The sequence below is a fragment of the Mesonia aquimarina genome (assembly GCF_003667275.1).
Classification (GTDB): Bacteria; Bacteroidota; Bacteroidia; order Flavobacteriales; family Flavobacteriaceae; genus Mesonia; species Mesonia aquimarina.
In genome coordinates this window covers 192,444-212,008 of the sequence record NZ_RCNV01000001.1, presented here as the reverse complement: position 1 = coordinate 212,008, position 19,565 = coordinate 192,444, and the positions used below count along the sequence as shown (strand labels likewise).

The window sequence follows — 19,565 nt, the reverse complement described above, 5'->3', positions numbered from 1 at the left end:
TCTATTCTTCTTCGTTTGATGGTTCAATAGTTGTGCCATTTTCACCTTCTGCTAATTCTTCAGATTCATCATCATCTTCATTAGCAATTTTGGCTACAGCAGCAATAGCATCATTTCCTTTTAAATTAATTAAACGCACACCTTGTGTAGCACGTCCCATAACTCGGAGGTCTTCTATTGCAATACGAATGGCTATTCCTGATTTGTTAATGATCATTAAATCATCGTTATCAGTAACATTATTTATAGATACCAATTCTCCGGTTTTTTCGGTAACAGATATTGTTTTAACACCTTTACCACCTCTATTGGTAATTCTATAATCTTCAACACTAGAGCGTTTTCCATAACCATTTTCAGAAACTACTAAAATATGGGTTTCCGGATCATTTACAGAAACCATTCCGATTACTTCATCATTATCATGTGCTAATCTAATTCCTCTTACTCCTGAAGCATTTCTACCCATTGGGCGTGTTTTACTTTCCTCAAAGTGAATACATTTTCCACTTTTAAGTGCAAGCATAACTTGACTGTCTCCTGTTGTTAGTTTAGCTGAAAGTAATTCATCTCCCTCTTTAATAGTAATAGCATTAATTCCATTAGTTCTAGGTCTAGAATACTGCTCTAAAGATGTTTTTTTGACCTGACCTTTTTTAGTAGCCATTATTACAAAATGATTATTGATGTAATCTTCATCTTTTAAGTCTTGTGTACAAATAAATGCTTTTACTTTATCTTCAGGATCTATGTTAATTAAATTCTGAATAGCTCTTCCTTTAGAAGATTTGCTTCCTTCAGGAATTTCGTACACACGCATCCAATAACATTTTCCGTACTGGGTAAAGAAAATCATGTATTGGTGGTTTGTCCCTACAAATAAATATTCTAGGAAATCTTCATTACGTGTGGTTGAAGCTTTAGAACCTACTCCTCCTCTATTTTGTTTTTTATATTCAGAAAGTGATGTTCTTTTAATGTAACCTGCGTGCGAAATAGAAATAACTACTTGCTCGTCAGGAATCATATCTTCAACACTTAAATCACCTCCTGCAAAATTGATTTCAGATCTACGTTCATCACCGTATTTCTCTTTAATCTCTAACAATTCATCTTTAATGATTTGCATTCTACGCTCTTTGCTAGCCAAGATGTCTTTTAAATCTTCAATTGTTTTCATCAATTCTTCGTACTCTGCACGAAGTTTATCTTGTTCTAGTCCTGTTAATTGACGCAAGCGCATTTCAACAATGGCTTTGGCTTGAACTTCTGTTAATTCAAAACGTTCAATTAATTTTCCTCGAGCTTCTTCTGCATTGTTAGATGATCTTATTAAAGCAATAACTTCATCTATGTTATCTGAAGCAATTATTAATCCTTCTAAAATGTGCGCTCGATCTTCAGCTTTTTTAAGTTCAAATTCTGTTCTTCGAACTACAACCTCATGACGATGCTCTACAAAATATTGAATCATATCTCTTAGATTCAACATTTCTGGGCGTCCTTTTACTAAGGCAATATTATTTACACTAAAAGAAGATTGTAAAGCGGTGTGCTTATAAAGGGTGTTTAAAACAATATTCGGTATTGCATCTCTTTTTAAGATATACACAATACGCATCCCGTTTCGGTCAGATTCATCACGAATATTAGAAATTCCTTCTATTTTCTTATCATTAATCATGTCTGCCGTTTTCTTAATCATATCGGCTTTATTGACTTGATAAGGAATTTCAGTCACCACAATACATTCCTTTCCTCTAACTTCTTCCATGCTAGCTTTAGCTCGCATGACAACACGACCTCTACCTGTCTTAAAGGCTTCTCTTACACCGTCATAACCATAAATGGTCCCTCCGGTAGGAAAATCAGGAGCTTTTATATGCTCCATCAAGCCTTCTACTTCAATATCATTATCGTCTATATAAGCTACAGTACCGTTAATAACTTCAGTTAAGTTATGTGGTGGCATATTTGTAGCCATACCAACAGCAATACCACTTGCGCCATTGACTAATAAATTAGGTACACGTGTGGGTAAAACCGTAGGTTCTTTTAAGGTGTCATCAAAATTTAATTGATGATCTACGGTATCTTTATCTATATCGGCAAGCATATCTTCACTTATCTTGCGCATTCTAGCTTCCGTATAACGCATTGCTGCTGGACTATCTCCATCTACAGAACCAAAGTTTCCTTGACCATCTACCAACATGTAACGCAAACTCCATTCTTGCGCCATACGAACCATAGTATCATAAACAGAGGTATCTCCGTGAGGATGGTATTTACCTAAAACCTCACCTACGATTCTTGCTGATTTTTTATAAGAGCGATTAGAAAGAACTCCTAATTCGTACATCCCGAACAATACTCTACGATGAACGGGTTTTAACCCATCACGAACATCTGGCAGCGCTCGTGACACAATGACTGACATCGAATAATCGATGTAAGCCGACTTCATTTCGTCTTCTATATTTATGGGAATTAACTTTTCTCCTTCCGACATAAAATTTGATTTAGTTAATTTTATTTTCTAACGTGGCAATTTACGGAATTTCTTCTTTATTTATAAGCCGTAGCTTTAGTTTTGAATATATTTTATTAACAAATTTTTATTAGTGATTCGTTGATAAGTTCATAACTTTCTATTTTGAATTTAGCTAATATTTTTGTCAATTAGCTAAGTATACTAAGAAAGGTATAGTTTTTGAAACTTTACTTTACGAATTTAATAAATTGAGGAGATTAAGATGGACGATAATTTTTCACCAAGAGTAAAAGATGTAATTACCTTCAGTAAAGAAGAAGCCTTACGTTTAGGCCATGATTTTATTGGCACAGAACATTTAGTGCTTGGTCTAATTAGAGATGGTAATGGTAAAGCGATAGATATTTTGGATACGCTAAACGTAGATTTAGATCATCTACGAAGAAAAGTAGAAATTTTAAGTCCGGCGAACCCCAATCCTATTAACTTATCAAATGATAAAAAGAATTTACACCTTACTCGTCAAGCAGAACGTGCACTAAAAACAACTTTTTTAGAAGCAAAATTATTTCAAAGTTCTCACATTAATACGGCTCATTTATTACTTTGTATTTTAAGAAATGAAAATGATCCGACCACTAAATTGTTAAACAAATTAAAAGTCGATTACGATAACGTGAAAGACGAATTTAAATCGATGATAACGCAAGATAACGATTATTTAAACACGCCTACATCAGAATCATTTTCTGATGATGATGCTAACACAGGCGATGCTACAAAGAAAAATCCATTTGGAGGAAGCGGCGGAAGCAATACCGGAAAAACCAGTAAAAAATCTAAGACGCCTGTTTTAGATAATTTTGGTAGAGATTTAACTTCTTTGGCTGACGATGGCAAACTTGACCCAGTTGTGGGGCGTGAAAAAGAAATTGAACGCGTTTCACAAATACTTAGCCGAAGAAAAAAGAATAATCCATTACTTATCGGAGAACCAGGTGTTGGTAAAAGTGCCATTGCAGAAGGTTTAGCTTTAAGAATTGTACAACGAAAAGTTTCCCGAATTCTTTTTGATAAGCGTGTGGTGACTCTAGACCTTGCTAGTTTAGTAGCCGGTACAAAATATCGTGGTCAGTTTGAAGAACGCATGAAGGCTGTTATGAATGAGCTAGAAAAAAATGATAATATCATTCTTTTCATTGATGAAATTCATACTATAGTCGGTGCCGGTGGTGCCACAGGAAGTTTAGATGCCAGTAATATGTTTAAACCTGCTTTAGCAAGAGGAGAACTGCAATGCATTGGAGCAACTACCTTAGACGAATATAGACAGCATATAGAAAAAGATGGTGCTTTAGAAAGAAGATTTCAAAAAGTTATCATAGAGCCAACTACTGTAGATGAAACCGTAGAAATCCTTAATAATATTAAAGAAAAATATGAAAATCATCACAATGTAAATTATACTCCTGAAGCGATAAAAGCTTGTGTGAAATTAACAAATCGTTATATGACAGAGCGTTTTTTACCGGACAAAGCAATAGATGCTTTAGATGAAGCTGGTTCTCGCGTTCATATTACAAATATTGAAGTTCCTAAAAAGATTATTGATTTAGAACGTAAGTTAGAAGAAGTTAGAAAAACGAAAAATTCTGTTGTAAAAAAGCAGAAATACGAGGAAGCAGCAAAACTTCGTGATGATGAAAAAAACATTGAGAAAGAACTTGAATTAGCTCAAGAACGCTGGGAAGAAGACTCTAAACAACATAAAGAAACAGTAAATGAAGATAACGTTGCTGACGTAGTTTCTATGATGACAGGAATTCCTGTGAATAGAATTGCACAAACGGAAAGCAACAAGTTGGCTGAACTTCCTACAAAAATTAAAGGAAAAGTTATCGGTCAAGATGACGCTGTAGGAAAAGTTGTAAAAGCAATTCAACGAAATCGTGCAGGCTTGAAAGATCCTAATAAACCAATTGGTTCTTTTATTTTCTTAGGACAAACAGGAGTTGGTAAAACGCAGTTAGCTAAAGTTCTAGCTAGAGAAATGTTTGATAATGAAGATACACTCATAAGAATTGATATGAGTGAATATATGGAAAAATTTGCAGTATCTCGATTAATTGGAGCACCTCCAGGCTACGTTGGTTACGAAGAAGGTGGGCAATTAACTGAAAAAGTCCGTCGTAAACCTTATGCTGTAATTCTTCTTGACGAAGTGGAAAAAGCGCATCCAGATGTGTTTAATATGCTTTTACAAGTTTTAGATGATGGTTATTTAACTGATAGTTTAGGTAGAAAAATTGACTTCAGAAACACTATTATTATAATGACGTCTAATATTGGTGCACGAAAATTAAAAGATTTTGGTCAAGGTGTCGGTTTTGGAACTAAAGCCCGTGAAGACCAGCTTGATGCGCACAATAAAGGTGTAATTGAAAATGCATTGAAGAAGACATTTGCCCCAGAATTCTTAAATAGAATTGATGATGTAGTGATTTTTAATAAATTAGAACGAAAAGATATTCATAAAATTATTGATATTGAATTAGCAAAACTTTTTGCTCGAATTGAAGATTTAGGTTATGAATTAGAACTAACTGATAAAGCAAAAGATTTTATATCAGATAAAGGATTTGATCAGCAATATGGGGCGAGACCATTAAAAAGAGCAATTCAAAAATATATTGAAGATGCCCTTGCTGAAAAAATTATAACAGCCAAATTAAATGAAGGCGATAAAGTTTTAATGGATTTTGATGAAAAAGAAAAACAGTTAAAAATTGATATTCAGCATCATAAAGAGGAAACAGAATCGTAATTGTTTATTAAATCATAAAAAACCGCTAATTAAAAACAATTAGCGGTTTTTTTTATTAAATTATGATATCGAAGTTAATTTTATGTTTAAAACTACAATAAACTTTTATTTTGGTAATGTCTCATATTATGAGAATCACTTATGTTTAGAAGCTTCAGAATTTGTCAATTTTGATGTCTATGCATTTGATGAAATACTTCAGAAAAAAATAGAACTATATGGCGATCGGAAAATTGGATATATGAGCCATAGAGTACATACGTTTTCTTTTGATCCGATAATTTTTGTTGAACGTAAAATCGTTATACTTCAGCATTTTAAATGGTTAATTATTAAATCTATGAGAGAGGTAGATAAATTAGAAAGTTCTTACATTAAAAAAATATGTCCTATTCCTTGTCGGTATATTTCCTGAATAATTTTCTAGATTAGTAAAATTATGATATGCTATAAAAAATAGCTACTATAACATAGATTTTCATTAGCTATTCATAGTAGCTATTTCTTTCTTTTGATTTAATTACAAAAAACCAATTCTTTATCTACCGTGAATTGGTCTAAAAATAAAGAAGCTTTTGCAATTTCTTCTGCCATTACTTTATCTTGTTTTACCAATGGAACTTCTGTTCTAAAACTATTGACCAATTGCATTACAAATGGTGACGATTTTAGCGGCTCACGATAGTATAAAGCTTGCGAAGCATTAAATAATTCAATAGCTAAAACGGTTTGTAAATTCTTAACTACCTTAATTAATTTGGTAGCAGAATTTGCTCCCATACTAACGTGATCTTCTTGCCCGTTTGAAGAAACAATAGAATCTATACTTGCCGGCGTACACAATTGTTTGTTTTGGCTTACAATACTTGCTGCAGTATATTGCGGAATCATAAATCCATTATTCAGCCCTGGGTCATCAACTAAAAACATTGGTAATCCACGTAAGCCTGAAACAAGTTGATAAATACGACGTTCGGAAATATTAGCTAATTCGGCTAAAGCCATCGCTAAATAATCCATTGCCAAGGCTAAGGGTTGACCATGAAAATTTCCACCTGAAATTATTTTATCATCTTCAGCAAAAATATTCGGATTATCGGTTACACTGTTAATTTCAGTTTTTACAGTTTGATGCACAAATCTTAAAGTATCTTTAGTTGCACCGTGAACCTGTGGAATACAACGGAAAGAATACGGGTCTTGTACGCTTTCTTTCACTTTTTCTGCTATTTCACTTCCATCAAGTAAATCTAGAATTCGTTCTGCAGTTTTTATTTGTCCGCGATGTGGTCTAACTTCGTGCACTAAGGGATCAAATGGAGATAAATTACAATCAAATCCCTCTATAGAAACACAGCTAATTGCATCTGCTAAATATGATAATTTAAAAGCTTCTATTAAAGAATAGACCGCATGAGCGCTCATAAATTGCGTACCATTTAGCAAGGCTAAGCCTTCTTTAGAACGAAGATTTAAGGGTTTCCAATTAAATTTCTTTAAAATTTCTTCTCCACTTAAAACTTCATCTTTATAATAAACTTCTCCTCTACCTAAAAGCGGCAATGAAAGATGCGCTAACGGTGATAAATCTCCAGAAGCACCAAGCGATCCTTGTTCGTAAACAACAGGATAAATTCCTTCATTGTAAAAGTCTATTAAACGCTGAACAACTTCTTGTGTAATTCCTGAATGCCCGTAACTTAAAGACTGAATTTTAAGCAATAACATTAGTCGAATAATTTTCTGATCCACCTTATCGCCTGTTCCGCAAGCATGAGAAATCACTAAATTTTCTTGAAGCTGAACTAAATTTTCCTTAGAAATTTTTACATTACATAAGGAACCAAAACCGGTATTTATACCGTAAAAAGGCTCTTCTGAAGCTTCCATTTTTTCATCGAGATAATTTCTAGCTTTATCTATATTAACTTTAGCCTCATCGCTTAAAGCTAGTTTTTTATTGCTTTCTAAAATTTCTTGAATAATAGAAATATCTAAAATATCTCGACTTATATAATGGAATTCTTGCATGATTTCTAAGTGTTTTTTTCAGGTTTCAAAAGTCTACATATCCGTTAAAATTTCCAAATGAATTGCAGCTTAGTTTTCGTTAGATTTTAACAAGTGTTTAAACGTTTTTCCTAAATTCAATATTATATCACCGGCCAACAAAGATTCTTCACTCTCATTTGCTAAAGCTAAATCTCCAGCTTTTCCGTGAAGATAAACTCCAAAAACTGCAGCTACCGCAGGATCATATTGTTGAGCTAACAATCCGCTGATAACTCCTGAAAGTACATCTCCACTACCGGCAGTAGCCATACCGGAGTTTCCGGAAGTATTCACATATATCATTTCTTCAGCAATTGTAATACTATATGCGCCTTTTATTACCAGTATTATTTTATATTTTTTAGAAAATTCTTTTGCCAATTTAAGTTTTTCAAAATCGTTTTTCCATTTTCCTATTAAACGTTCTAACTCCTTAGGATGTGGTGTTAAGATACTTTTTTCAGGTAGTAATTCTAATAATTTTTTATTCTTAGATAAAATATTTAATCCGTCTGCATCAATTAATAAGGCCTTTTCTTGTCTTTTTAAAATAGCTTCTAAAAAATTGGCCGTTTCTTTTTCGGTCCCTAAACCAGGGCCAATACAAATACTTTCTGCAGAGATTAAAATTTCAGGGTTTTGTAAATAGTTTTCATTTTCATCAGTAATTACCATTGCTTCAGGAACGGCAGTTTGAAAGATAGAATAACCACAACGCGGTATAATTCCGGTAAGTTTTCCGGCACCTATTTTTAAAGCAGCTTTTGTAGCTAATATAATACTACCAATTTTTCCATAACTACCGCCAATTATTAAGCAATGGCCATATATTCCTTTATGAGAAAATTTTGAGCGTGGCCTGTATAAACTTCTTGCTTCTTCTAAACTGATTAAAATTTTATCGGTTTTTGTCTCTGCTAAAACACCATCATCTAAACCTATATTTAATACTTGAAAATTACCAATAAATGGAGCAGTTTCGGGTAAAAAGAAAATAAGCTTATGCACTTGAAAAGTAAGCGTGTAATTGGCTTTTATAATAGCGTTTTTATCTTTAGGGACATCGTCTAAATATAAGCCCGAAGGAATATCAACCGAAATAATATAAGCTTTAGATCGGTTTATATGAACAATTAAATCTTTTAGCCAATTTTCTGCAGGACGATTTAAACCAATCCCAAAAATAGCATCAATAATTATTTCATCAGCTTTAATTTCAGGAAAATTATCATCTTCATCTATTACATCGGGCCATAATTTTTGTTGTTTTATACGGTCTAAATTGGTTAAAAAATCTTTAGATCTATTTTTGTTAAAATCAACTATATAGACTGCAACATTATAATCGGTTTCATGAAGCATTCTTGCTAAGGCAAGTCCGTCTCCCCCATTATTTCCTATTCCACAAAAAATATGAAGTTTTGCCTTTCTGTTTTTTAAATTAGTATTTATCCAATTAAAGAGCTGTTCTGCAGCCCGTTCCATTAATTGGTCGCTGTTTATTTCTTGATTTTGTATAGTTTCTTTATCAGCTTTATAAATCTGTTCTTTATCAAATATTTTCATAAATAGTTTTTCCTTAAAGATACTGAACTATTATAAATCAAAAGAATCTACAAATCAATTCAGCTAAAATCTCAATAATCCTTTATTACTCTTTAAATTTTGAATAATTTTGCGGCATTCTAAAAATCAAACTATGAAAAATACAGCGCTTACACATATTCACGAAGAATTAGGAGCAAAAATGGTCCCGTTTGCCGGCTATAATATGCCGGTTTCTTACGAAGGCGTTAATGCAGAACACGAAAATGTTAGAAAAAATTTAGGTGTTTTTGATGTTTCGCATATGGGAGAGTTTTTGGTTTCAGGTCCTAATGCTTTAGCACTTATCCAAAAAATCACTACTAATGACGCCTCAAAATTAGTAGATGGTAAAGCGCAATATACTTGCATGCCCAATGATAAAGGCGGAATTGTAGACGATTTGATTATCTACTGCTTAAATGAAGAAAAATTTTTATTGGTGGTAAATGCTTCTAACATCGACAAAGATTGGAACTGGATTGCAGAACAAAACACGATGGAAGCTGATGTGAAAGATTTATCTGAAAATTATGCTCTCCTTGCCATTCAAGGACCAAAAGCGGTTGAAGCAATGCAAAGTTTAACCGAAGAAGATTTATCGGCAATGAAAATGTTTAACTTTAAAATAGGAACTTTTGCCGGTTCTGAAAAAGTAATTATTTCTGCTACAGGATATACAGGAAGCGGCGGATTTGAAATTTATTGCAAAAGTGAAGATGCTGAAAAGGTATGGAATAATGTTTTAGAAGCCGGAAAAGAATATGGTATAAAGCCAATTGGTTTGGCAGCTAGAGACACTTTGCGTTTAGAAATGGGCTTTTGTCTTTATGGAAATGATATAGATGAAACCACCTCTCCTATTGAAGCTGGTTTAGGCTGGATTACAAAATTTACGAAAGATTTTGTAAATGCAGAAAACTTGAAAAAAGAAAAAGAAGAAGGACCAAAACGTAAATTGGTAGCGTTTGAATTGACTGAAAAAGGAATTCCGAGAAAGGATTATAAAATTGTAGACGAAAACCAAAACGAAATTGGTTATGTAACTTCAGGAACTATGTCTCCTTCTACCGGAAAAGCAATTGGTTTAGGTTACGTAAAAACTGAATTCAGTAAAAAAGATAATACGATTTACGTACAAATTAGAAAGAAAACCGTTCCTGCCACTATTGTAAAACTACCATTTTACAAGGCTTAAGGAATTGATTATTTTTCGACTAAGAAACTAGTGCCGATAAGAAATTTAACTTTTTTTGACGCACTGGTTTTTATTTTTATAGCGTTTTATTGACAACGCCAAAAGGTTTAATTCCTTAAGGCTTATCCGAGTAAGTTTACTTAAAAAGCAAAGTTTTATTCAGAAGACAAAAAAAATATTGATTTTAGGCGGAAGCGGTTTTATAGGTCAAGCACTTTATAAAGAGCTTCTACCCTATTTTAACGTTCATGCTACTTATAGAACTGAACGTTCTTTTTTTGAAAAAAATCAACATTTTCATTGTTGGGATTCTGACACAGAAAGTATTTCTATTTTATTACAAAGTTTTCGTCCAGACATTATTATTTCAGCCGTTAGAGGAAATTTTGAGGCGCAATTAATCGCTCATTTTGAATGTATGGAATATGCGATCAAAAAAAATGCAAAGCTAATTTTCCTTTCGTCCAGCAACGTTTTTGATGCTTTTACTAATTTTCCTTCTTATGAATACGATAAAACCTTATCCATAAGTGTTTATGGACGATTTAAAATAAAAATTGAAAACGCACTTTTACGTTTACCCAACCATAATTATTCAATTGTCCGTTTACCAATGATTTTTGGTGCAAACTCCCCTCGTGTAGAAGAAATAAAAAAACTTCACGAAGTTAATGAACCGATTGAAGTTTTCCCTAATGTTGTAATAAACGCAACCAGCATAAATTATGTAACGCAGCAAATACACTTCATTATCAACAGAAGTTTAGAAGGCGTTTTTCATTTAGGTAGTAAAGATTTAATACATCATAGCGATCTTATTTTTGAAATTTGCGAAATACTAGAAATAGACAATCCGTTATTTAAAAATGTTTTCAACTCTAATAACGATCGGTTTTTAGCTGTTCTTCCCAAAGATAATTTATTACCGAAAAATTTACGGTTTAGTATTCAAGATGTCATCAATCAAACTATTTTGAATTAAAACAAGCTGGGATTTTATTTAAAATTACGTACCTTTCATAAAAAAGAGATGAGTAAATTAACCGAAACACAGATCAACGAAAAATTAAAAAATTTAGAGGGTTGGCAGTTTGAAGAAAACGCAATTCATACTAAATTAGAGTTTGAAAACTTTAAAGAAACCTTTAGTATAATGACTCGAATTGCGTTTGAAGCTGAAGCGCAACAACATCATCCAGAATGGACGAATGTTTACAATACTTTAAGTATTTCTTTATCTACTCACGATGCCGGCGGCGTAACTGAAAAAGATTTTAAAATGGCAACCGCTATTGAAAAAATTATTGATACAGAATAAATAGTTTAGATTATTAGAAAAGTGGTTCTTTCAAAAAAAGGAACCACTTTTTTTCAAAATATTAATTTAATAACAGTTTTTTGTTCTAATTAAAACATATTTTAATCCGTTAAAAAAGTGATTGGTTTTTATTAAAAATTAAACGCTTTTTTTATATTTAACATCTATTTAAGAATTTAAGCTTCACCGTAAAATTCACAAACCTTATCTAGATGAAAAAAAATTACTTCTTATTTTTCTTACTCTTATTTTTCTATTCAAATTTTCAGCTATTTGCACAAGAAAATAAGGTTTTTTGCCAACGAATTGAAGCCACTAGAGCATTAATAAACACTTCTCATTACGAGCCTAAACCTGTAAATAAAGAGCTGTCTAAAGCGGTCTTTAAGCTTTTTTGTAAAAACTTAGATCCTGATGGTTCATTTTTTACGCAAGAAGACTTTTTGAAATTTCAAGAAGATCAAACCAAATTAAACGATTATATTCTTAGCGGGGATTGTAGTTTTATTGAAAAATATAGTGCAACACTAAAAAAAAGAATTGAACAAGTTGAAGGAATTCTAAAAGATTTTAAAACAGAAGATCTTCAATACAATAAAAATCAAAAGTTTCTTCTGTTAGCAGAACGCACTCCTTTTAGCCTGAAAAACGACGAGGATTTAGCTGATTATTGGAATAAAAAAATTCGCTTAGAAATTTTAACCGAAATTGTTGAACAAGATTCTATTTTAAGTTCTGTACAAGAAAATTTCACCAATTTAGAAAAAAAGCTAAAGCCAAAAATTATTGAAAAAGAATTATGCCAGCTTAACGAATTTCTTGCAAAAGAAGGCGGAATTAGTAAATTTACTACACACGCTTTTTTAAATGCATTTGTAAAATACCAAGACCCTAATTCAACTTTTTTTAATGATGCAGAACGCGTAGGTTTTGAAAGTGCAATTGCAAGCAACCAAGAATCTTTTGGTTTTTCTACTGATAAAAATGATGAGGGCGAAATAGTTGTTCGTTACATTACGCCTGGAAGTCCCGCCTTTAAACATGCCGATTTTGAAGTTGATGATATCATTAAAAAACTAGAATCTAACGGAGATGTCCTAAAAACATTCTGCGTTTCTAACGACGATATTCAAAATTTTACCCGTGGAAAAAATCATAAAACAATTACTTTTACCTTAAAAAAGAAAAGTGGCAGAATTCAAAAAGTAAAATTAACTCGAACTCTACAAAAGGTACAAGAAAATTCTATTACCGGTTTTTTACTAGAAAAAGATCAAAAAATCGGCTATGTAAAATTACCTAGCTTTTATACTGACTTAGAATCCCCAAACGGTTTGGGAGTTGCCAATGATGTTGCTAAGCAACTTTACAAATTGCAACAAGAAAATATAGAAGGTTTAATTATAGATTTACGCTTTAATGGCGGCGGCGCTATGAAAGAAGCCTCAGATCTTTCGGGAATGTTTATTAATAAAGGTCCGCTTTCTATTTTAAAATATAACACCGGCGAAACTTTTACTATAAAAGATGCTAATCGCGGAAGCCTTTTCAATAAACCAATTTTAATTTTAATCAATCATTTTTCTGCTTCAGCATCAGAGTTTTTTGCAGGCGCTATGCAAGATTACAATAGAGCCATTTTAGTAGGAACAACAACACATGGAAAAGCTAGTGCTCAAGTAATTTTACCTTTAAATGAAGTAAATCAGAAGTTAGGTTTCGTAAAATTAACCGTAGAAAAATTTTATCGTCCAACCGGTAAAAGTCATCAAGGAATGGGTGTAACGCCAGATATTATTTTGCCTTCATTATATGATAATTTAAAAACGGCAGAAAAATATCAAGATTATGCATTAATAGCAGACGAAGTTGAGGTCAGTTTAGCCCCACGCCCATTAAAAAAACTTCCGCTTGCTGCATTAAATACAAAAAGTAAACAACGATTAACAAATAACTACGGATTTACAATTATAAAAGCAACCAATAAAAAATTGGTTAAAAGTTATTTTGAATCAACAGAAGAAACCTTAACGCCAACAAGCAGTTTCAACGGTTTTGAATCTTATAAGACAATGTGGAAGCCTTATGGAGATTTCATAAAGAACTATAAGAATTCTGTAAAAGTTAAAAATACAACTTCAACAAAAGAAGTATTAGCCTACAATCCTGATGCTAAAGAAATTAACGAACAAAGTCTAGAAGAAATAAATAAAGACCTTTATATTGAAGAAGCTTATAGCATTTTAACCGACTATATTAACCTGAAAAAATCGTATTAACATGAAAAAAATTACCCTTACTGCATTTATTTGTGGCTTTCTTTTTTGCCAATCTATTTTTAGCCAAGAATTTAGTTCTGCTTCTGCTTATCTTGATTTTGTAAGTGGTGAGCAACAAGAAATCACCCAAAACATGTGGAAATACAATAAAGCTATGGCCCATGATAAGAGTGATAGAAATGTAGAACGGAAAAGGAAAAACTTAATAAAAAGTGTAGAAAAATCAATTGAAAAAATTGAAGATGCCGGTACTTTTGAAGGTGAAGAATACAAAAAAGAAGTACTTCATAATTTAATTCTGTATAAAAATTTATTGCGGCAAGATTATGAAAAAATTATTGACATGAAGGCAGTGGCTGAAAAGTCTTATGATATGATGGAAGCCTACATCAATACCCAAGAAATGACAAGTCAAAAAATGACAGAAGCCCAGCAATTATATGAACAAAACTTTAAAGCTTACGCTAAAAAACACAATATAAATATTGTAGATAATGAAACAGATTTAGGCCGGAAAATGAAAATATCCGGTGAAGTTTTTGATTATTATAATGAAGTCTACCTTATCTTTTTTAAAGTGAATTTTAATGAATCATATTTAATGGATGCCATTGAGCAAAATAATGTTTCAGCAATCCAGCAAAGTGCAAATGCCCTAAAGCAAAGTGCAGAAAATGGTCTACTTGAACTTGAAAAAATAGAAGCTTATAAAAAAGACCGTTCCTTAATAAAAAGCACCAGAAAAGCATTTGAATTTTATATTGATGAAGTTGAAAATAAAATACCAGAAATCACTAGTTTTTTAATTCTTAATGAAGATTTTGCTAAAATAAAAAAAGCTATAGATGATACGCCACAACGCAAACGAACAAAAGAACAAGTAGATGCCTACAACAAAAAAGTAAAAGAAGTAAATGCTGCGGTAAACAACTATAATAAACTAAATAATGATTTATATGAAGATCGCCAAGTTGTTATTAATCATGTAAATCAAGCTAATGAAGAATTTTTAGCTCGACATATTCCAAACGACTAACAGTTTTCTTATTTTTGTAATCAAATTTTTATAAACATCTCATGGGAAGAGCTTTTGAATTTCGTAAAGCAAGAAAAATGAAACGTTGGTCTGCAATGTCCAAAGCATTTACAAGAATCGGCAAAGATATTGTAATGGCCGTCAAAGAAGGTGGTCCAGATCCAGATACCAATTCAAAATTACGTGCGGTAATCCAAAATGCCAAAAGCGTAAATATGCCAAAGGACAATGTAGAACGTGCTATAAAAAGAGCGTCCGATAAAAGTCTTGGAGAATATAAAGTAGTTTTATTTGAAGGCTATGCGCCACATGGAATTGCCGTTTTAATTGAAACTGCTACCGATAACAACACCAGAACAGTTGCTAATATTCGTTCTTATTTTAATAAATGCAACGGAAGCTTAGGAACCTCCGGTTCGGTAGAATTTATGTTTGATCATACGTGTAATTTTAGAATTAATGCAGAAGGAGTTGATATTGAAGAACTAGAACTTGAATTCATAGATTTTGGTGTAGAAGAAATCTTTGAGGATGAAGATGGAATTTTGCTCTACGCTCCATTTGAAAGTTTTGGTGCTATTCAAAAAGAATTAGAAGATCGAGAAATTGAAATTCTTTCTTCTGGTTTTGATAGAATACCAACAATAACAAAAAAATTAAACGAAGAAGAACAAGCAGACGTAGAAAAATTACTTGAAAAAATTGAAGAGGATGACGATGTTCAAAACGTCTATCACACGATGGAAGATTAATTTTTCCCTCATATAGCGAAATAAAAAAAGGAGTTGAAAAAAATCAACTCCTTTTTTTGTTCCTATATTTTTATAATTATAATTCCTTAAAAATAGAATGCATTAAACGTTTTTTATCGTTTAAACTTTCTTCTAGAGAAATCATAGTTTCGGTTCTATAAACGCCTTCAATATCATCTAAAAGAAAAATAATTTGTTTAGCGTGCTCAGTATCTTTAGCTCTAACTTTACAGAAAATATTAAATTTCCCTGTAGTTACGTGAGCAACAGTTACAAAAGGAATTTGGTTAATACGCTCTAAAACAAACTTAGTTTGTGAAGTCTTTTTTAAGAAAACTCCAACATAAGCGATAAATGCATAACCTAGTTTTTTATAATCTAAGGTTAAAGAAGAACCAATAATAATACCTGCTTCCTCCATTTTTTTAACTCGAACGTGAACCGTACCTGCAGAAATATTGAGCTTTTTAGCAATATCTGTAAAAGCAGTTCTGGTATTGTCTATTAAAATATCTAAAATTTGATGATCTGTCTCGTCTAATCTAAATCTTGCCATTTGATAAAAATTATTATTCGTCCTTTATTTTAAGAAAAAAGCAAAAATAATACAATTTTACTCAATAATGATCAATTGAAACTAAGAAATTGTTAAATTCGTAAAAATATCTTCATTTCCTAAGTTGATATGCTGAATATCAATTCCTAACTTATCAATTTGAGTAACATTATTAATTGCTAATTCCTTATTCTTTCCTTTAAACTCCTTATGTCCAAAAAAATTATGCAAATCACCTACTTTTTCTAATTTAGGAATAAACCTTATGGCTTTATTTTCTAAACGTTCTTCATATTGAATGGCTACATCAGTAATCTGACCATTAAATTTGACATTACGGATAATACAATCATAAAATAACTTTTCATTTTCAGGAATTAACTCATAATCTTCAACAGAAAAATTTGAATAGCTTTTTTCTATAATGCTTTCAATGGCATTAATCATAGAAACAAAAATTAGTTTTCTTGTTTCCTCTCTTTGATAGTCTCCATTAACGTGACCGGCTTCAAAAAGAATAGTTGTACTATTTTTTGATTGAAAAAAGTCCCCTACACAGTTTAAATTAAAAGAATCGTCATAACGTCCCATTTTATTAGGAATAAACTCCTGCAAAGCCTTACTCATAACTGCAATTAATTGCATTGCTCTTTCTCTTGTTTTGTTCACCGAGCGTTCTTCATTAAAAGCTGGTGCCAAAAATGAAACACAAGCACTTTTTGCTGTATTTCCTGCACTAAAAATGGTACGCTGATCATGTAGATTAAAACAAAAATCCGGATGAAATGAATTAAACACCCTCTGTAAAATTTTGCTTTCCGGTTGTGATAAATTTATAGCATCACGATTTAAATCCACATTATTTGCATTAACTCGTGTATAAGACGTTAATCCGTCAGGATTTAAAACAGGAATAATTAATAAGGTACAGTTTTCTAAAAATTCTTGTATAGGGCTATACTTTTTGTGCTGAAAAGTTAGTAGTAAATCTAAAACAGCTTTTGTAGTGGTCGATTCATTTCCATGCATTTGCGACCACATAAAAATTTTAGTTTTTCCTCTACCTAATTTAATAGAAAAAATAGATTCCTTATTTACTGAAAGTCCAATTTCGTCGACTTCAAATTCTGCTAAATCTTTTAATTGATTTATATAGTTTTTAATGCTAGAATAATCTAGATAACGCTTTTCAAAACCCACATTTTTATAATGTGAATAATCGTCTAATAATTCTTTTACTTTCATAGTTTACAAAAGTAAACAATCTAAAATTCACTTTTGTAAACAGATGAATTTACTTGATATTTTACTTTTGTAAACAGCGTGTTCTGGCTTGATTCACTTAAAGAAGGATTATTTCCTAATCAACTTAAAATATAATCTATATAATTTATTTTTAGATAGTTAAATTACTTTAGTTAAATATAAAGTTTAATATAAATAGCAGGTTTTTTACATTTGATTTGGTAGTTGAATTAATTGTATTACATTTGTAAACTACAAATTAATTTAAATTTGTTTACAATGGTAAACAGTCAAGAATTTGCAAAGCGAATAGAAAAGGTGATTGATTATTATGAATTTTCTGCGGCTTCATTTGCCGATAAAGTTCAAGTTGGTCGCTCTTCTATATCTCATATTCTCTCCGGAAGAAATAAACCGAGTTTAGATTTTGTTCTTAAAGTTGTTTCGGCTTTTCCAGAAGTAGAATTGTATTGGTTGTTAAATGGAAAAGGTAGTTTTCCTAAAAATGAAACTCCTACTCCAACTTCTAAAAAACAGCCTGAAGACGTAGTAGATTTTCAAGAAAAAAAAGAAGCAAGTAAAACCGATTTATTAAATTTGAATCATCAAAATTCGGCTTCTAAGAAAATAAAAAAAGTCATCTTATTTTATGAAGATGGTTCTTTTGAAGCTTTTGAAAATTAATACACTTTCTTATGATCAAGTTTTTATGCTTTTTTGCTTTAATTTTTTTACTTATTTCTTGTTATTCACCCAATAGAAATTGCCAGCAATTTAAAACAGGTACATTCGAATTTGAATCTTATTTAAATGGAGAACTAGTAAAAACTACCTTTGTTAGAAACGATTCTATAGAAATAGATTATTTTAAAAGTAAAGCCGACACTTCATCTATTCGGTGGATTAATAATTGTGAATATATTTTGACCAATTTAAATCCAAAAAATATGGCTGAAGAAAAACCACTGCATATGAAGATTTTAACCACAGAAGAAAACACTTATACTTTTGAATATTCTGTTGTAGGAGAAGATAAAAAGCAAAAAGGAACGGTTAAAAAAATTGAGTGATGTTGGAAATTTTCACTGGAAAACTTGACTTTATCAACAACATAAAACTAATCATATGAAATCCTGAATTAGCCTTGTTTTTTATTGCAAATCTAGATGAGGAAAATTGTGAACATAATAAAAAGAAACGGAAAAAATTAAAATATTGGACAATAATAGCTATAAGTATAAGGAAAAAGTAAAGGTACTATTCGTAGCCATATCGTTGTAATAAATACGAACATGTTTATTTATAAGCTTATGATTAATAAAAAGGAAATAGTATTAGATCAACTAAAAGAATCTCTCGAGCAGGCTTTTATTTTGGGGTTATCTTATTTATTAATAAATGAATATGATTTTTACGGTTCGTTTATTTTCGGCTTAATTGTTTTAGTTTTTTTAGTTGGTTTTTCCTTAATAATGTCAGAAAACTATTTGGTTGAATTTGAAATAAAAAACGGAAAGATTTTTTTTGACTATAAAATCACTTTATCAGAACCCTTACATAAACAAGAAATTGATATAGATTCTATTAGAACCCTGAAATTTCATTCAAAATCAACAGTTTTAAAAGATTTTCATTCACTTTCTATAAAGTATAGCAAAGGGAATAATCTTGAAAAATTCAATATAAAAGTTAAAGATGATAAAACTTGGATTACGGTTTTAAACGAGCTGAATAATTGCCACAAATAAAACTAACTTAGTTCAAAAAATCATATTAATTTACTTCTTCTCTCGTAAAAGTTCATTTTGCTCGCGCATAATTTCTTTTAAATCATTGAGCAACTCGATATCTTTAGGCGTAGAAACTTTTTTGTTTTTAGGGTCTTGTGAATTATTGCGTAATTTATTGGCTAGTTTTACTACTAAAAAAACCACCCAAGCCATAATGAGGAAATTAATTAAAACGGTTATTAATTCGCCATATTCTATAGCAACTTCTGGTTTTATAATTTTATCGGCTTCTAAAATTGCATCTCGTAAAACAATTTTCTTATTCTGAAAGTTAATTCCGTTGGTAAGCAAAGATAAAGGCGGAAGCATTACTTTTTTCACCAAAACATCAATAACATTGTTAAAAGCTGCACCAATAATAACACCGACGGCAATATCCATCATATTACCTTTTATGGCAAATTCTTTAAATTCTTTTAGAATTCCCTTTGTCATTT

At 31.3% G+C, this 19,565-nt stretch carries 17 protein-coding genes; 11 read left to right on the top strand and 6 right to left on the bottom strand.

The features are described from left to right. Window position 1 precedes the first annotated feature (1 nt). Window positions 2-2,512 carry a DNA gyrase subunit A gene (gene gyrA, locus D9R05_RS01060; protein WP_121665369.1) on the bottom strand — a complete coding sequence of 837 codons (2,511 nt, stop codon included), beginning with the start codon at window positions 2,510-2,512 and terminating at the stop codon, window positions 2-4. Between the two features lie 244 nt (window positions 2,513-2,756). Between gyrA and D9R05_RS01055 the strand changes: the two genes are divergently transcribed. Together D9R05_RS01055 and D9R05_RS01050 are read left to right on the top strand one after the other, a co-directional pair. Further along, window positions 2,757-5,318: an ATP-dependent Clp protease ATP-binding subunit gene (locus tag D9R05_RS01055; protein WP_121665368.1), complete on the top strand. Its 2,562-nt coding sequence runs from the start codon at window positions 2,757-2,759 to the stop codon at window positions 5,316-5,318. 82 nt (window positions 5,319-5,400) lie between these two features. Further along, window positions 5,401-5,733, top strand: coding sequence for a hypothetical protein (locus D9R05_RS01050; protein ID WP_121665367.1), 333 nt, complete (start codon window positions 5,401-5,403; stop codon window positions 5,731-5,733). 101 nt (window positions 5,734-5,834) lie between these two features. Here the strand turns inward: D9R05_RS01050 and hutH are convergent, their stop codons facing one another. Then, window positions 5,835-7,349: a histidine ammonia-lyase gene (hutH, locus tag D9R05_RS01045; protein WP_121665366.1), complete on the bottom strand. Its 1,515-nt coding sequence runs from the start codon at window positions 7,347-7,349 to the stop codon at window positions 5,835-5,837. A gap of 69 nt (window positions 7,350-7,418) precedes the next feature. Continuing rightward, window positions 7,419-8,936 carry an NAD(P)H-hydrate dehydratase gene (locus D9R05_RS01040; protein ID WP_121665365.1) on the bottom strand — a complete coding sequence of 506 codons (1,518 nt, stop codon included), beginning with the start codon at window positions 8,934-8,936 and terminating at the stop codon, window positions 7,419-7,421. 133 nt (window positions 8,937-9,069) lie between these two features. On the opposite strand from D9R05_RS01040, the gene gcvT reads away from it, so the two are divergent. The 6 genes from gcvT to D9R05_RS01010 all read left to right on the top strand — a co-directional run bounded on the left by gcvT (window position 9,070) and on the right by D9R05_RS01010 (window position 15,537). Then, window positions 9,070-10,152 carry a glycine cleavage system aminomethyltransferase GcvT gene (gcvT, locus tag D9R05_RS01035; protein WP_121665364.1) on the top strand — a complete coding sequence of 361 codons (1,083 nt, stop codon included), beginning with the start codon at window positions 9,070-9,072 and terminating at the stop codon, window positions 10,150-10,152. 178 nt (window positions 10,153-10,330) lie between these two features. Beyond that, the gene (locus D9R05_RS01030) at window positions 10,331-11,134 is read left to right on the top strand and encodes a sugar nucleotide-binding protein (protein ID WP_240462883.1); all 804 of its coding nucleotides are present in this window, start codon (window positions 10,331-10,333) and stop codon (window positions 11,132-11,134) included. A gap of 48 nt (window positions 11,135-11,182) precedes the next feature. Then, window positions 11,183-11,470 (top strand): 4a-hydroxytetrahydrobiopterin dehydratase, encoded by a 288-nt coding sequence (locus D9R05_RS01025; protein WP_121665362.1) that lies wholly within the window; start codon window positions 11,183-11,185, stop codon window positions 11,468-11,470. A gap of 212 nt (window positions 11,471-11,682) precedes the next feature. Continuing rightward, on the top strand, window positions 11,683-13,749 hold the full coding sequence (locus D9R05_RS01020; protein ID WP_121665361.1) for a S41 family peptidase: 2,067 nt from the start codon (window positions 11,683-11,685) through the stop codon (window positions 13,747-13,749). 1 nt (window position 13,750) lies between these two features. Further along, window positions 13,751-14,785, top strand: a complete 1,035-nt coding sequence (locus D9R05_RS01015) for an LIC11966 family surface protein (RefSeq protein WP_121665360.1) — start codon at window positions 13,751-13,753, stop codon at window positions 14,783-14,785. A gap of 41 nt (window positions 14,786-14,826) precedes the next feature. Beyond that, the gene (locus D9R05_RS01010; protein WP_121665359.1) at window positions 14,827-15,537 is read left to right on the top strand and encodes a YebC/PmpR family DNA-binding transcriptional regulator; all 711 of its coding nucleotides are present in this window, start codon (window positions 14,827-14,829) and stop codon (window positions 15,535-15,537) included. Window positions 15,538-15,613: 76 nt separating this feature from the next. Here D9R05_RS01010 and D9R05_RS01005 read toward each other — a convergent pair whose 3' ends face one another. Next, complete coding sequence (locus tag D9R05_RS01005) at window positions 15,614-16,093, bottom strand: Lrp/AsnC family transcriptional regulator (protein ID WP_121665358.1); 480 nt, start codon at window positions 16,091-16,093, stop codon at window positions 15,614-15,616. 81 nt (window positions 16,094-16,174) lie between these two features. Next, window positions 16,175-17,338, bottom strand: a complete 1,164-nt coding sequence (locus D9R05_RS01000) for a DUF2817 domain-containing protein (protein WP_121665357.1) — start codon at window positions 17,336-17,338, stop codon at window positions 16,175-16,177. Between the two features lie 279 nt (window positions 17,339-17,617). Here D9R05_RS01000 and D9R05_RS00995 point away from each other — a divergent pair, with 279 nt between their 5' ends. From D9R05_RS00995 to D9R05_RS00985, 3 genes are all read left to right on the top strand, one after another. Further along, window positions 17,618-18,022, top strand: a complete 405-nt coding sequence (locus tag D9R05_RS00995) for a helix-turn-helix domain-containing protein (protein ID WP_121665356.1) — start codon at window positions 17,618-17,620, stop codon at window positions 18,020-18,022. Between the two features lie 11 nt (window positions 18,023-18,033). Further along, window positions 18,034-18,408, top strand: coding sequence for a DNA topoisomerase IV (locus tag D9R05_RS00990; protein WP_121665355.1), 375 nt, complete (start codon window positions 18,034-18,036; stop codon window positions 18,406-18,408). Between the two features lie 240 nt (window positions 18,409-18,648). Then, window positions 18,649-19,086, top strand: a complete 438-nt coding sequence (locus tag D9R05_RS00985) for a hypothetical protein (RefSeq protein ID WP_162984867.1) — start codon at window positions 18,649-18,651, stop codon at window positions 19,084-19,086. A 30-nt stretch (window positions 19,087-19,116) separates the two neighbouring features. On the opposite strand, the gene mscL is transcribed toward D9R05_RS00985, so the two are convergent. Further along, a complete protein-coding gene (gene mscL, locus D9R05_RS00980; protein WP_121665353.1) occupies window positions 19,117-19,563 on the bottom strand; it encodes a large conductance mechanosensitive channel protein MscL in 447 nt (148 codons plus the stop codon). Window positions 19,564-19,565 lie beyond the last annotated feature (2 nt).